Origin of the sequence: Streptomyces sp. R33, from assembly GCF_041200175.1 — a bacterium.
Taxonomy (GTDB): domain Bacteria; phylum Actinomycetota; class Actinomycetes; order Streptomycetales; family Streptomycetaceae; genus Streptomyces; species Streptomyces katrae_B.
Window position 1 is genome coordinate 4,458,916 of sequence record NZ_CP165727.1, and the last position, 12,383, is coordinate 4,471,298.

Sequence of the window (12,383 nt, forward strand, 5' to 3'; positions counted from 1 at the left end):
TTGGTCCCTGATGGCCGCCGAGCTCACCGTCCCCCAGCTGTCCGACAAGCACCGGTCCACCCTGGACCAGGCCCTGGCGGCCATCCGCAGCCGCGCCTACTGGTCCCCGCATCCGGAGCACCCCAAGGCCTACGGGGAGACCGCACCGGCCGACGGGCTGGCCGCCTTCGAGGCCGTCCGCGGCACCCGCTTCGACCTGGGCCAGCCCGGCACGGACGGCTGGGCGGGCGCCGAGGTGTCCCCGTTCGGCCCCGAGCTGGGCGTCGAGTACCCGCACGTCGACCCCGACGTGCTGCTGCCCGCGATGAAGGCCGGCATGGGCGCCTGGCGGGACGCCGGTCCCGAGGTGCGCGCCCTGGTCTGCATCGAGATCCTGGCCCGGATCGGCGCGCGCACGCACGAGTTCGCGCACGCGGTCATGCACACCAGCGGCCAGGCCTTCATGATGGCGTTCCAGGCGGGCGGCCCGCACGCACAGGACCGCGGCCTGGAGGCGGTGGCCTACGCGTACGAGGAGCAGACCCGCGTCCCGGGCCAGGCCGACTGGTCGAAGCCGCAGGGCAAGAAGGACCCGCTGGAGCTCGGCAAGACCTTCACGGCCGTCCCGCGCGGCATCTCCCTGATGATCGGCTGCAACACGTTCCCGACGTGGAACGGCTACCCGGGCCTGTTCGCCTCCCTGGCCACGGGCAACGCGGTGCTGGTCAAGCCGCACCCGCGTGCCGTGCTCCCGCTGGCGCTGACCGTGAAGGTGGCCCGCGAGGTCCTCGCCGAGGCGGGCTTCGACCCGAACCTGGTGGCGCTGGCCGTCGAGCGCCCGGGCGAAGGCATCGCCAAGACCCTGGCCGTCCGCCCCGAGATCAAGCTGATCGACTACACCGGCTCGACCGAGTTCGGCGACTGGCTGGAGACCAACGCCCGCCAGGCGCAGGTCTACACGGAGAAGGCCGGCGTCAACACGGTCGTGGTCGACTCGACGAGCAACTACAAGGGGATGCTGTCCAACCTGGCGTTCTCCCTTTCGCTCTACAGCGGCCAGATGTGCACCACCCCGCAGAACCTGCTGATCCCGCGGGACGGCATCGAGACGGACGCCGGCCACAAGTCGTACGACGAGGTCGTCGCCGACCTCGCGGCCTCGGTCGGCGGCCTGCTGGGCGACGACGCCCGGGCCAACGCGCTGCTCGGCGCCCTGGTCAACCCGGACGTCAAGGCCCGCCTCGAGGCCGCGACCGGCCTCGGCGAGGTGGCACTGGCCTCGCGCGAGGTGGTCAACCCCGAGTTCCCGGACGCCGTCGTCCGCACGCCGGTGATGGTCAAGCTGGACGCGGCCAAGCCGGACGACTCGGCCCCGTACCTCTCGGAGTGCTTCGGCCCGGTCTCCTTCGCGGTCGCCGTGGACTCCACGGCGGACGCCCTGGACCTCCTGCGGCGCACGGTGCGGGAGAAGGGCGCGATGACCGTCGGCGCGTACACGACGTCCGCGGACACCGAGCGGGCCATCGAGGAGGTCTGCCTCGAGGAGTCGGCGCAGCTGTCGCTGAACCTGACGGGCGGGGTCTACGTCAACCAGACCGCGGCCTTCTCGGACTTCCACGGCTCGGGCGGCAACCCGGCGGCGAACGCGGCCCTGTGCGACGGGGCCTTCGTCTCGAACCGCTTCCGCATGGTGGAGATCCGCCGCCAGGCCTAGGGGGTGTCGCGGGGCCCGCCCCAGTGGAAGAGGGTCATGGCCACGCTGGTGGCCAGGTTGTAGCTGGACACCTGCGGCCGCATCGGCAGGGAGACCAGGTGGTCGGCGCGGTCACGCAGCTCGGGTGAGATGCCGTGCCGCTCCGAGCCGAAGGCGAGCAGGGCGTCGTCCGGGAGGGTGAGGGCACGGATGTCCTCACCCTCCGGGTCGAGCGCGTACAGCGGCCCGGCGGGCAGGGTGTCGATCTCGACCCGGTCGACGGTGGTGGCGTAGTGCAGCCCGGCCCCGGCCCGGACCACGTTCGGGTGCCAGGGGTCGAGGTCGCCGCGGGTCACCACGCCGGTGGCGCCGAAGCCTGCGGCGAGCCGGACCACGGCGCCGACGTTGCCGAGGTTGCGGGGATTGTCGAGCACGACGACGGGCGCGGTCCGGGGCTGCCGCTCCAGCCGGGCCCGCCCTTCGGCCGGGTCGGGCCGCACCGCCAGCGCCGCGACCCCGGTGGGATGGACGCGCGGCAGCAGCGTGCGCAGCTCGGCCCTGCGCACCAGCCGCCCGACCTCGCCCGCCACATCCGCAGCCAGCTCGCCGGCGAGCGCCCGTACGGCATCCGGATCGTCGGCGACGACGGCCCGCACATCGGCCCCGAACCGCAGGGCGTGCTTCAGCGCATGAAACCCGTCGAGGAGTACGAGGTCCCCCCGCTCGGCGGCCTCCCGCCACTGCCGTGCGGTCTGGTCCGGGCTTCCGTGCTGCTCAGTCATACCGCCGAGCGTACGGGCCATGGCCTGGGAGCTCCGTCCCCTACCCGCCTTTCGCCCCCGCAACGGCGCCGCACGCGCCGACCGCTCAGCGCAGGCCGGGACTCGGCTCCGCCGGCGCGACGGCCGCCCCGGCCCCCGCCGGAACCGCCGCAGCCCCCGCCGCCGCCACCAGGCCGGAGGCCCTCACCCCGAGCCAGACCAAGAACCCCGTCGGCAGAAACACCGCATCGGCGGCGATCATCGCCAGAGAAAAGAACGGCAACCCCAACAGCACCGCGATCCCGGCGTGCTCGAGCATCATCACGCCCAGCAGCACGTTCTTGATCCGCCGGTTGAACACCGTGAACGGAAACGCGACCTGCACCGCCACCGTCCCGTACGACAGCAGCATCACGAGCGTCCCGCTCCCGGCCACCACCGACGACAGCCCCGGCCACGGTGTGAAGTAGTCCAGCCCGAGCGGGTAGTACAGCGCGGTCCCGTCCTGCCACCGCGACCCCTGGATCTTGTACCAGCCGGCCGTCGCGTAGATCAGGCAGACCTCCGCCATGATCACCAGCAGCCCCGCGTTGTGCACCAGGTTCGCCAGGACGTCGAGGACCGCCCGCCCCTCGCCCTGCGGCTCGTACCGGTCCACCATCCACCACACCGCGCAGACCACCCACAACGCCGCGAAGGCCGCCAGCCAGCCGTAGCTGAACCGCGCGGCCACCGCCCCGTACGCGAACACCGCGCCGAGCACACCCCACAGCACCGGCCCGGCCACCCCCGCCGAGGCCGACCCCCGCCGCCGCGCGCGCCGCGCGTCCAGCGACCACACCTGCGCGCACCGCGTCAGCACCAGGTACATCGCCATCAGGTGGATGACGTTGTCCCCGCCGTCGCCCATGAACACGCTGCGGTTCTGCAGCGACAGCACCCCGACCATGAACACCACGGACATCGCCCGCGTCCGCCAGCCCAGCATCAGCAGCACGCTCGACAGCACCGACACCGCGTACACGGTCTCGAACCACAGCGCCGAGTCCGACCACATCAGCACCGTGAAGGCGTGGTTCGAGTCGACCAGCCGCTCCGCCAGCCCGAAGCTCCAGGGCCCGTCCGGCCCGTACAGCTCGTGCCGGTTCGGGAACTCCCTCAGCAGGAAGAACAGCCAGGTCGCGGAGAAACCGATGCGGACGACGGCGCTCTGGTACGGGCCCAGCGCCCTTCCGGTGACCTGCGCGACCGCGCGGCCGGCGGCGGCGCGCGCCCGCCTCACACCGTCCACCACGGCAGCTCCCGGTAGTAGGTCTCGGTGTCGGTCTTCTCGTCGCTCCACGGCGGCGCCGCCACCGCCCGCGTCGCCGAGCGCAGCTGGATCCGTACGATCTCGCCCCGCAGGCCGGTCCCGTCGTCCGCGAGCCGGCTCAGTGCGATCCGGCGCAGGTACTGCTCGGACAGCTCCCCGCGTTCGCCGATCGGCTTGTTGTCCTCGTCGTGCGAGCCGGTGAAGAAGTCCCAGGCCCGGCGCAGCTCGTTCTGCCGGGTGTGGCTCGGCAGCAGGCTGTGCCGGATGGCTGCGCCGTCCTCGGCCGACAGGTCGCGCCAGCCGACGGAGACCAGCTCGCCGCCGAGGCCGGGGCGGACCTCGGCCCGTACCTCCACCGCGATGTTCTGCTGGAGCGGGTTGGGGGCGAAGAGCTTCCAGTTCTGCTCGAACTCGGGGTAGATCCAGTCGTCGACCGTCTGCGCGTGCTGCTTGCTCACCGTGTTGGACGGGGCGACGTGCAGGAAGACGAGCGCCAGGTGCCCGCAGGCGGCGAGGCCCACGGCCGCCAGCGCCAGGGCCGTGACGACCCGGTACGGGGTGGACAGGCCGGCGATCCCGGGCGCCCGCGGCGCCACCGGGCCCTCCGGACGCGGTTCGGCCGCCGGTTCGACCGGCGGATCGACCGGCGGATCCACGGGCGGGCGCGCCGACGGAACAGCCGGATGATCGACCGGCGGATCGACCGGCGGAACAGCCTCTTCCGCGGGCTCGCGCTCGTTCGAATCCATCCCGCCCCGATCGTCCGGCGTCCACAGGGTTGACCTCAGAGGTTGACACCCTACGGGCCGCCGACCCACCATTGAAGAGTACGAACCGAACGATCGGTCGGTCGGGCGGTCAACAATCTCTGGCAGGGGGCCGGGATGGTGGCAGTGACCCCGGAAACGGGGCAGGACTCAGGCCTCGGGGCTGACCTCGGGGCACAGCTCGCGGCGGCCTTCGACGCCGCCGTGGCGGCCGACGAGCGCGTCGAGCCGCGCGACTGGATGCCCGAGGCGTACCGCGCCTCGCTCGTCCGCCAGATGGCCCAGCACGCCCACTCCGAGATCATCGGCATGCAGCCCGAGGCCAACTGGATCACCCGCGCGCCCTCGCTGCGCCGCAAGGCGATCCTGATGGCCAAGGTCCAGGACGAGGCCGGGCACGGCCTCTACCTGTACAGCGCCGCCGAAACCCTCGGCACGAGCCGCGACGAGCTGCTCGACAAGCTGCACTCCGGCAAGCAGAAGTACTCCTCGATCTTCAACTACCCCACCCTGACCTGGGCCGATGTCGGCGCGATCGGCTGGCTCGTGGACGGCGCGGCGATCACCAACCAGGTGCCGATCTGCCGCTGCTCGTACGGGCCGTACGCCCGCGCGATGGTCCGGATCTGCAAGGAGGAGTCCTTCCACCAGCGCCAGGGCTTCGAGCTCCTCATGGCCCTCTCCAAGGGCACGGAGGCGCAGCACGCCATGGCGCAGGACGCCGTGGACCGGTGGTGGTGGCCCTCGCTGATGATGTTCGGCCCTCCGGACGACGAGTCGGCGCACTCCGCGCAGTCCATGGCGTGGCGGATCAAGCGGCACTCCAACGACGAGCTGCGCCAGCGCTTCGTGGACATCGCCGTTCCGCAGGCCGAGGCGTTGGGCCTGACCCTGCCCGACCCGGACCTGAAGTGGAACGAGGAGCGCGGCCACCACGACTTCGGCGCGATCGACTGGGCCGAGTTCTGGGACGTGCTCAAGGGCAACGGCCCGTGCAACGAGCAGCGGATCGGCCAGCGACGCCGGGCCCACGAGGAAGGCGCCTGGGTCCGCGAGGCGGCCGCGGCGTACGCGGAGAAGCACACCGCCCGGACCGAGCACACCGCAGTACAGAGCACGGCAACGAACGAGGAGGCAGGGGTATGACGCAGAACTGGCCACTGTGGGAGGTGTTCGTGCGCTCGCGCCGCGGCCTCTCGCACACGCACGCGGGCAGTCTGCACGCGCCCGACGCGGAGATGGCCCTGCGCAATGCCCGCGACCTCTACACGCGGCGCGGCGAGGGCATCTCGATCTGGGTGGTGCCCTCCACCGAGATCACCGCGTCCTCGCCGGACGAGCGGGACCCGTTCTTCGCCCCGTCGGCCGACAAGCCGTACCGGCACCCCACCTTCTACGAGATCCCCGAGGGGGTGCACCACCTGTGACCAGCACCGATGCCGTTCAGCCCGATCTCGTTCGGTCCGCAGCCCTCGCGCTGGGGGACGACGCCCTGATCCTCTCCCACCGCCTCGGCGAGTGGGCGGGTCACGCCCCCGTCCTGGAGGAGGAGGTCGCCCTCGCGAACATCGCGCTCGACCTGCTCGGCCAGGCCCGCGTCCTGCTGTCCATGGCCGGCGACGAGGACGAGCTGGCCTTCCTGCGCGAGGAGCGGTCCTTCCGCAACCTCCAGCTGGTCGAGCAGCCGAACGGGGACTTCGCCCACACCATCGCGCGCCAGCTGTTCTTCTCCTTCCACCAGCACGAGCTGTACGCGGAACTGGCCGTCGGTGACGGTCCGTTCGCTCCTCTGGCCGCCAAGGCCGTCAAGGAGACCGCGTACCACCGCGACCACGCCGAGCAGTGGACCCTGCGGCTCGGCGACGGCACGCAGGAGAGCAACGCCCGCATGCAGGCCGCCCTGGACGCGCTGTGGAAGTTCACCGGCGAGATGTTCCAGCCGGTGGACGGCATCGACGGCGTGGACTGGGCCGCCCTGGAAGGCCGCTGGCTGGCCGCCGTGGGCGGCGTGCTCGAGCGGGCCGGACTCGCGCTCCCCGAAGGTCCGCGCACCGGCGCCTGGGCCGCCGGGGCGGGCCGCCAGGGACTGCACACAGAGTCCTTCGGCAGGCTGCTCGCCGAGATGCAGCACCTGCACCGCAGCCATCCGGGGGCGTCATGGTGACGGACACGCCCCGCGCCCCGGCCCCCACGGGCGGGCCCGAGGCCCCCGAGGCCATGACCCGCCTGGAGGCGGAGCTGGCCGAGCTCGCCGGCTCCGTGCCCGACCCCGAGCTGCCCGTCCTCACGCTCGCCGAGCTGGGCGTGATGCGCGGCGTGCGGATGCACGAGGACGGCCACGTCGAGGTCACCCTCACCCCGACCTACACCGGCTGCCCCGCCATCGAGGCCATGTCCGCCGACATCGAGCGGGTCCTGACCGGCCACGGCATCGCGGACGTGCAGGTGCGCACCGTCCTGGCCCCTGCCTGGTCGACCGACGACATCAGCGCCGAGGGCCGGCGCAAGCTCGCCGAGTTCGGCATCGCCCCGCCGCGGCCGCACGCGGCCGGCGGGCCGGTCCCGGTCGCCCTCTCGGTCCGCTGCCCGAACTGCGGATCGACCGACACCGAACTGCTCAGCCGGTTCTCCTCCACCGCATGCAAGGCGCTGCGCCGCTGCACCGCCTGCCGTGAACCGTTCGACCACTTCAAGGAGCTGTAGATGGCCGCGTCCACGCCGTCGCCCACGTCGGGCTCCGGGCGCCCCGCGCGCCACGGCGCCTTCCACCCGCTGACGGTGGCGGCCGTCGACCGGCTCACCGACGACTCCGTGGCGCTGACCCTGCGCGTCCCCGAGGAGCTGCGCGGCGAGTACCTGCACGCCCCCGGCCAGCACCTCACGCTGCGCCGCAGCACCCCCGAGGGCGTAGAGATCCGCCGTACATACTCGATCTGCTCGCCCGCCCCGGCCCCCGCGGGTCCCGGCCCGGCATCGCTGCGGGTGGGCGTGCGGCTGGTGGAGGGCGGCGAGTTCTCCACCTTCGCGCACAAGGAGATCGCCGCCGGCGACGTCCTGGACGTGATGGTCCCGGCCGGGCGGTTCGTCCTGGAGCCGGCCGCCGCGCCCGCCGCCGGGCACTACGCGGCGATCGTCGGCGGCAGCGGGATCACCCCGGTGCTGTCGATCGCCGCCTCGCTGCTGGCGGCGCGGCCCGACGCCCGGTTCTGCCTGGTCCGCAGCGACCGTACGGCGGCGTCGACGATGTTCCTGGACGAGGTCGCCGACCTCAAGGACCGCTTCCCGGACCGCTTCCAGCTGGTGACGGTCCTGTCCCGGGAGGAGCAGGAGGCCGGGCTGCCGTCCGGCCGCCTCGACGAGGAGCGGCTGAAGGCCCTGCTGCCCGCGCTGCTGCCGGTCGGGGACGTGACGGGCTGGTTCCTGTGCGGCCCGTACGGGCTGGTCGTGGGCGCGGAGCGGGCGCTGGGCACGCTCGGCGTCCTCCGGACCCGGATCCACGAGGAGATCTTCCACGTCGAGGACACGGCTCCGCCGGCCCCGGCCGCGGTTCCGGCCCACGTACGGGTCACGGCCCGCCTCGACGGACGTTCCGGGACCTGGCCGGTCCGCGACGGGGAGTCCCTGCTCGACGCCGTGCTGCGCAACCGCGCGGACGCCCCGTACGCCTGCAAGGGCGGGGTCTGCGGCACGTGCCGGGCGTTCCTGGTCACGGGCGAGGTCCGGATGGACCGGAACTTCGCGCTGGAGGCGGAGGAGACGGAGGCCGGGTTCGTGCTGGCCTGCCAGTCGCACGCGGTGACCGAGGAAGTGGAGATCGACTTCGACCGCTGAGACCGGCCGTTTCCTTCACTGTGCATTTTCCACCGCGTGCTCTATCTTGACGCACCGTCAGGTCCGGACCGGGCCTGACCGGGATCCGGTGCGCGCGGGAGGACAGGCAGTGGACTTCACCTTCACCAAGGAGCAGCAGGCCGCCGTCGAGGCGGCGAAGGCCGTCTTCGCGGACGTCGCCCCGGACGGCGTGCCCAGCCCCGCGCTGACCCCGGGGGCCGTCGCCGAGGACTTCGACCGGCCGCTGTGGGCCAAGCTCGCCGCGTCCGACCTGCTGAGCCTGGTCCTCGCCGAGGAGCACGGCGGGGCGGGCCTCGACGCGATCGCCCTGTGCCTGGTGCTGCGCGAGGCCGCGAAGGTGCTGGCGCGGGTTCCGCTGCTGGAGCACTGCGCCACCGCCATGGCCATCCAGGCCCACGGCAGCCCCGAACTGGCCGCCGCCCTGCTGCCCGACGCCGGTCGGGGCACGCTCGTCCTCACCGCCGCCGCCCATGGGCGCAGCGGCCACGATCCCGCGGAACTCGCCGTCACCGCCCGCCGCGAGGGCGCGCAGTGGACCCTCGACGGGGTCCAGACGGCCGTCCTGTGGGCGTACGGCGCCGACTGGATCGCCGTACCGGCCCACACGGGCGAGGGCGAGGCCGTCCTCGCGTTCGTCCCGCGCACCGCCGAGGGCCTCACCCTGGCCGGGCAGGTCTCCACCAGCGGGGAACGGCTCGCCGAACTCGCCCTGGACGGCGTACGGGTGCCCGCGACGCACCTCATCGACACCCCGGGCGCCTGGGAGCGGCTCCGCCAGCTCCTCGCCACCGGAACGTGCGCCCTGGCGCTCGGGCTCGGCGAGGGCGTCCTCGCCATGACCAGCCAATACACCAGCAAGCGCGAGCAGTTCGGCTTCCCGGTGGCCACCTTCCAGGCCGTCGCCGTCCAGGCCGCCGACCGCTACATCGACCTGCGCGCCATGGAGGTCACCCTGTGGCAGGCCGCCTGGCGGCTCGACGCGGCGACGGGCGGAGCCGGCGGGCCGCTGCCGAGCGCCGGAGACGTCGCCGTCGCCAAGATCTGGGCCTCGGAGGGGGTACGCCGGGTCGTGCAGACGGCCCAGCACCTGCACGGCGGCTTCGGCGCCGACACCGACTACCCGCTGCACCGCTACCACGCGTGGGCCAAGCAGCTGGAGCTCCAGCTGGGCCCGGCCGCCGCGCACGAGGAAGCGCTCGGCGACCTGCTGGCCGCCCACGCCCTCGCCTGACGGCCGGTGCCCGCCGCCTTCTGGCGTTCTAGAGCACGAAGGCCGGGTTCCCGTGGTCGGTCACCATCGGGCGCCCGGCGCCGTCCCAGGCCTGCATGCCGCCGTCGATGTTCACGGCGTCGATGCCCTGGCGCACCAGGTACTGGGTGACCTGTGCGGAGCGCCCGCCGACCCGGCACATCACGTGCACGCGGCGGCCGTCCTCCACGGCCTCCGTCAGCTCACCGAAGCGGGCCACGAAGTCGCTCATAGGGATGTGCAGGGCGCCTTCCACGTGTCCGGCAGCCCATTCGTCGTCCTCACGGACGTCGAGGACAAAGCCTTCGGAGGGCACCGCGGCGGCGTCCACCGAGGGAAGCGGTCCGAAGTTCATACGTCGCCTTCTCTCATCGCAGGTCTGACTCCCAACCTATCCAAACTCGGCGAGCTCCGACTCCCGCTCGGAGACCTGCGCCAGCAGCTGCTCCGCGATCTCCTCCAGCAGCCGGTCCGGGTCCTCCGGCGCCATCCGCAGCATCGAGCCGATCGCGCTGTCCTCCAGCTCGCGCGCCACCGCCGCCAGCATTTCCTTGCGCTGCGCCAGCCACTCCAGCCGGGCGTAGAGCTCCTCGCTCTCGTTCAGCAGTCGCACGGCCTCCGGTACGGGACCCGCCGCCCACTCCTCGGCCAGCTCGCGCAGCACCTGCTCCTCGCCCCGCGCGTACGCCGCATTGACGCGCACGATGAACGCATCGCGCCGCTCCCGCTCGGCGTCGTCCCGGGCGAGGTCCGGGTGCGCCTGGCGGACCAGCTCGCGGTACAGCCGGCGTACCTCCTCCGTCGGCCGGACCCGCTCCGGGGGCCGCACCGGGCGGTCGGTGAGCATCGCGGACGCGTCGTCGGAGATGCCCTCCGAACCCATCCAGTCGTGGAACAGCTCGTCCACGCCCGGCATCGGCATCACCAGCGAGCGGGCGTCCCGGGCCCGTCGCAGATCCTCGGCATCTCCGCTCCGGGCCGCCTTCGCCTCGGCGATCAGCGCATCCAGCTCGTCCAGCCTCGAGTACATCGGGCCGAGCTTCTGGTGGTGCAGGCGGGAGAAGTTCTCCACCTCCACCCGGAAGGTCTCCACGGCGATCTCGAACTCGATCAGCGCCTGCTCGGCGGCCCGCACGGCCCGTTCCAGGCGCGCCTCGGGACGCTCGTCGCCGGTGTCTTCAGTCTGCTGCTCGCTCACCCGGCCACCCTAAGGCCGGTCGGGCCGGGTCGATGTTTCACGTGAAACATCGACCCGGGACCGTGACCCGCAACGGGACCCGATGACCCGCTCAGACCCCGGCCTCCGCCGCGATCCGCCCGGACCGCACCGCCGCCACCAGGTGCGCGTGGTCGGCCTCGCTCCGGTCGGCGTACGCCACCGCGAAGGTGGCCATCGCCTCGTCCAGCTCGTCGTTCTTGCCGCAGTACCCGGCCAGCAGCCGCGGATCGGCGCTGTGCGCGTGCGCGCGGGCCAGCAGGGCGCCGGTCATGCGCCCGTAGTCGTCGATCTGGTCGGCGGCCAGCGCCGCCGGGTCCACGCTGCCCTTGCGGTTGCGGAACTGCCGCACCTGGTACGGCCGCCCCTCCACCGTCGTCCAGCCCAGCAGGATGTCGGAGACCACCTGCATCCGCTTCTGCCCGGCCACCACCCGGCGGCCCTCGTGCTCCTCTACCGCGGACTCGAAGCCCAGCGCGGGCAGGTGCGGCAGCAGCACGGACGGCCGCGCCTCCTTGACCTGGAGCACCAGCGGCTCGCCCCGGTGGTCCAGCAGCAGCACCACGTACGAGCGGGTGCCGACGCTCCCGGTGCCGACCACCCGGAAGGCCACGTCGTGGATCGCGTAGCGGGCCAGCAGCGGCAGCCGGTCACCCTGCAGGGTCTTCAGGTACGGGCCCAGCGAGGCGGCCACGGCCGCCGCCTCCGCGTCGCCGACCCGGCGCAGCACCGGCAGGGCGTCCACGAAGCGCCGCCCGCCGTCGGGGCAGGCCTCGGTGGACTTGGCGGCGAACCGCGCCGAGGTGTTGTTGCGGGCCTTCTCCGAGACCCGCTCCAGCGTGCCCAGCAGGTCCCGGGCATCGGTGTGGGAGACGAGCTCCTCGTCCGCGATGGCGTTCCAGGCGTCCAGCGCCGGCAGCTTGGCCAGCAGCCGCATGGTCCGGCGGTACGCGCCCACCGTGTCGTGCGCCGCGGCCCGGCAGGTGTCCTCGTCCGCGCCGGCCACCCGCCCGGCCAGGACCAGCGAGGTCGCCAGCCGCTTCAGGTCCCACTCCCACGGGCCGAACACGGTCTCGTCGAAGTCGTTCAGGTCGATGACGAGCCGGCCGCGCGCATCCCCGTACAGGCCGAAATTCGCCGCATGGGCGTCGCCGCAGATCTGCGCGCCGACTCCGGTCACCGGGCCGCCCGACAGGTCGTGCGCCATCAGTCCGGCCGCTCCGCGCAGGAACGCGAAGGGGTTCGCGGCCATCCGGCCCACCCGGATCGGCGCCAGCTCGGCGACCCGCCCGACGTTGGACTCCTCGACCGCCTGCACCGCGTCCGGCCGCCCGGCCGGCGCCTCGAAGTGCGCGTGCGCCGAGCGCGGCACCCGCGTGCGCAGCGCCTTGCCCGCCTCCTTGGGCGAGCCCGCCACGGCCCGCGGGGCGAACCCCTCGACCCCGGGTATCCGCCCGCCGCCCACTGCCCCGACCGGCTCCGCAAGCCGCTGTTCCGGTACCGCCACCATCCGTGCCGCCCCCGCCCGTACCCGTCGTACTGTCCCGGCCATCA

The 12,383-nt window shown here is 73.1% G+C and carries 13 protein-coding genes; 7 read left to right on the forward strand and 6 right to left on the reverse strand.

Features of this window, described 5'->3' with window-relative positions; all coding sequences use genetic code 11:
- The first annotated feature begins 10 nt into the window (after window positions 1–10).
- Complete coding sequence (gene paaN, locus AB5J51_RS20350; RefSeq protein WP_053787046.1) at window positions 11–1,693, forward strand: phenylacetic acid degradation protein PaaN; 1,683 nt, start codon at window positions 11–13, stop codon at window positions 1,691–1,693.
- Here the strand turns inward: paaN and AB5J51_RS20355 are convergent.
- The 3 genes from AB5J51_RS20355 to AB5J51_RS20365 form a co-directional block, all read right to left on the reverse strand.
- Window positions 1,690–2,454 carry an RNA methyltransferase gene (locus tag AB5J51_RS20355; RefSeq protein WP_053787116.1) on the reverse strand — a complete coding sequence of 255 codons (765 nt, stop codon included), beginning with the start codon at window positions 2,452–2,454 and terminating at the stop codon, window positions 1,690–1,692. The two genes, paaN and AB5J51_RS20355, sit on opposite strands and share 4 nt — an antisense overlap.
- A gap of 85 nt (window positions 2,455–2,539) precedes the next feature.
- Window positions 2,540–3,724, reverse strand: a complete 1,185-nt coding sequence (locus AB5J51_RS20360) for an HTTM domain-containing protein (protein ID WP_369778241.1) — start codon at window positions 3,722–3,724, stop codon at window positions 2,540–2,542.
- A complete protein-coding gene (locus tag AB5J51_RS20365) occupies window positions 3,712–4,494 on the reverse strand; it encodes a DUF5819 family protein (RefSeq protein WP_369778242.1) in 783 nt (260 codons plus the stop codon). Before AB5J51_RS20365 ends, AB5J51_RS20360 begins: the two co-directional genes overlap by 13 nt.
- Window positions 4,495–4,629: 135 nt before the next feature.
- On the opposite strand from AB5J51_RS20365, the gene paaA reads away from it, so the two are divergent.
- The 6 genes from paaA (at window position 4,630) to AB5J51_RS20395 (ending at window position 9,595) form a co-directional block, all read left to right on the forward strand.
- A complete protein-coding gene (gene paaA / locus AB5J51_RS20370; RefSeq protein WP_053787044.1) occupies window positions 4,630–5,658 on the forward strand; it encodes a 1,2-phenylacetyl-CoA epoxidase subunit PaaA in 1,029 nt (342 codons plus the stop codon).
- Window positions 5,655–5,939 carry a 1,2-phenylacetyl-CoA epoxidase subunit PaaB gene (paaB, locus tag AB5J51_RS20375; protein ID WP_030292728.1) on the forward strand — a complete coding sequence of 95 codons (285 nt, stop codon included), beginning with the start codon at window positions 5,655–5,657 and terminating at the stop codon, window positions 5,937–5,939. Before paaA ends, paaB begins: the two co-directional genes overlap by 4 nt.
- Window positions 5,936–6,676, forward strand: a complete 741-nt coding sequence (paaC, locus tag AB5J51_RS20380; protein ID WP_053787043.1) for a 1,2-phenylacetyl-CoA epoxidase subunit PaaC — start codon at window positions 5,936–5,938, stop codon at window positions 6,674–6,676. The genes paaB and paaC overlap by 4 nt, the downstream gene beginning before the upstream one ends.
- Window positions 6,670–7,215, forward strand: coding sequence for a 1,2-phenylacetyl-CoA epoxidase subunit PaaD (gene paaD / locus AB5J51_RS20385; protein ID WP_369778243.1), 546 nt, complete (start codon window positions 6,670–6,672; stop codon window positions 7,213–7,215). Before paaC ends, paaD begins: the two co-directional genes overlap by 7 nt.
- Window positions 7,216–8,343 carry a 2Fe-2S iron-sulfur cluster-binding protein gene (locus tag AB5J51_RS20390; protein WP_053787042.1) on the forward strand — a complete coding sequence of 376 codons (1,128 nt, stop codon included), beginning with the start codon at window positions 7,216–7,218 and terminating at the stop codon, window positions 8,341–8,343.
- A gap of 109 nt (window positions 8,344–8,452) precedes the next feature.
- Window positions 8,453–9,595: an acyl-CoA dehydrogenase family protein gene (locus tag AB5J51_RS20395; protein ID WP_369778244.1), complete on the forward strand. Its 1,143-nt coding sequence runs from the start codon at window positions 8,453–8,455 to the stop codon at window positions 9,593–9,595.
- Between the two features lie 28 nt (window positions 9,596–9,623).
- Here the strand turns inward: AB5J51_RS20395 and AB5J51_RS20400 are convergent, their stop codons facing one another.
- The 3 genes from AB5J51_RS20400 to AB5J51_RS20410 all read right to left on the reverse strand — a co-directional run bounded on the left by AB5J51_RS20400 (window position 9,624) and on the right by AB5J51_RS20410 (window position 12,339).
- Window positions 9,624–9,968, reverse strand: a complete 345-nt coding sequence (locus AB5J51_RS20400; RefSeq protein WP_030292714.1) for a rhodanese-like domain-containing protein — start codon at window positions 9,966–9,968, stop codon at window positions 9,624–9,626.
- Window positions 9,969–10,004: 36 nt separating this feature from the next.
- Entirely contained in the window at window positions 10,005–10,811 is an 807-nt protein-coding gene (locus AB5J51_RS20405; RefSeq protein WP_369778246.1) for a J domain-containing protein, read from the reverse strand.
- 91 nt (window positions 10,812–10,902) lie between these two features.
- On the reverse strand, window positions 10,903–12,339 hold the full coding sequence (locus tag AB5J51_RS20410; protein ID WP_053787039.1) for a DUF2252 domain-containing protein: 1,437 nt from the start codon (window positions 12,337–12,339) through the stop codon (window positions 10,903–10,905).
- Window positions 12,340–12,383 lie beyond the last annotated feature (44 nt).

Coding starts and splice junctions, on each gene's coding strand:
- AB5J51_RS20390 (WP_053787042.1), top strand. CDS start 7,216: ATGGCCGCGTCCACGCCGTCGCCCACGTCGGGCTCCGGGCGCCCCGCG.
- paaD (WP_369778243.1), top strand. CDS start 6,670: ATGGTGACGGACACGCCCCGCGCCCCGGCCCCCACGGGCGGGCCCGAG.
- AB5J51_RS20365 (WP_369778242.1), bottom strand. CDS start 4,494: ATGGATTCGAACGAGCGCGAGCCCGCGGAAGAGGCTGTTCCGCCGGTC.
- paaB (WP_030292728.1), top strand. CDS start 5,655: ATGACGCAGAACTGGCCACTGTGGGAGGTGTTCGTGCGCTCGCGCCGC.
- AB5J51_RS20410 (WP_053787039.1), bottom strand. CDS start 12,339: ATGGTGGCGGTACCGGAACAGCGGCTTGCGGAGCCGGTCGGGGCAGTG.
- paaN (WP_053787046.1), top strand. CDS start 11: ATGGCCGCCGAGCTCACCGTCCCCCAGCTGTCCGACAAGCACCGGTCC.
- paaA (WP_053787044.1), top strand. CDS start 4,630: ATGGTGGCAGTGACCCCGGAAACGGGGCAGGACTCAGGCCTCGGGGCT.
- AB5J51_RS20400 (WP_030292714.1), bottom strand. CDS start 9,968: ATGAACTTCGGACCGCTTCCCTCGGTGGACGCCGCCGCGGTGCCCTCC.
- AB5J51_RS20355 (WP_053787116.1), bottom strand. CDS start 2,454: ATGACTGAGCAGCACGGAAGCCCGGACCAGACCGCACGGCAGTGGCGG.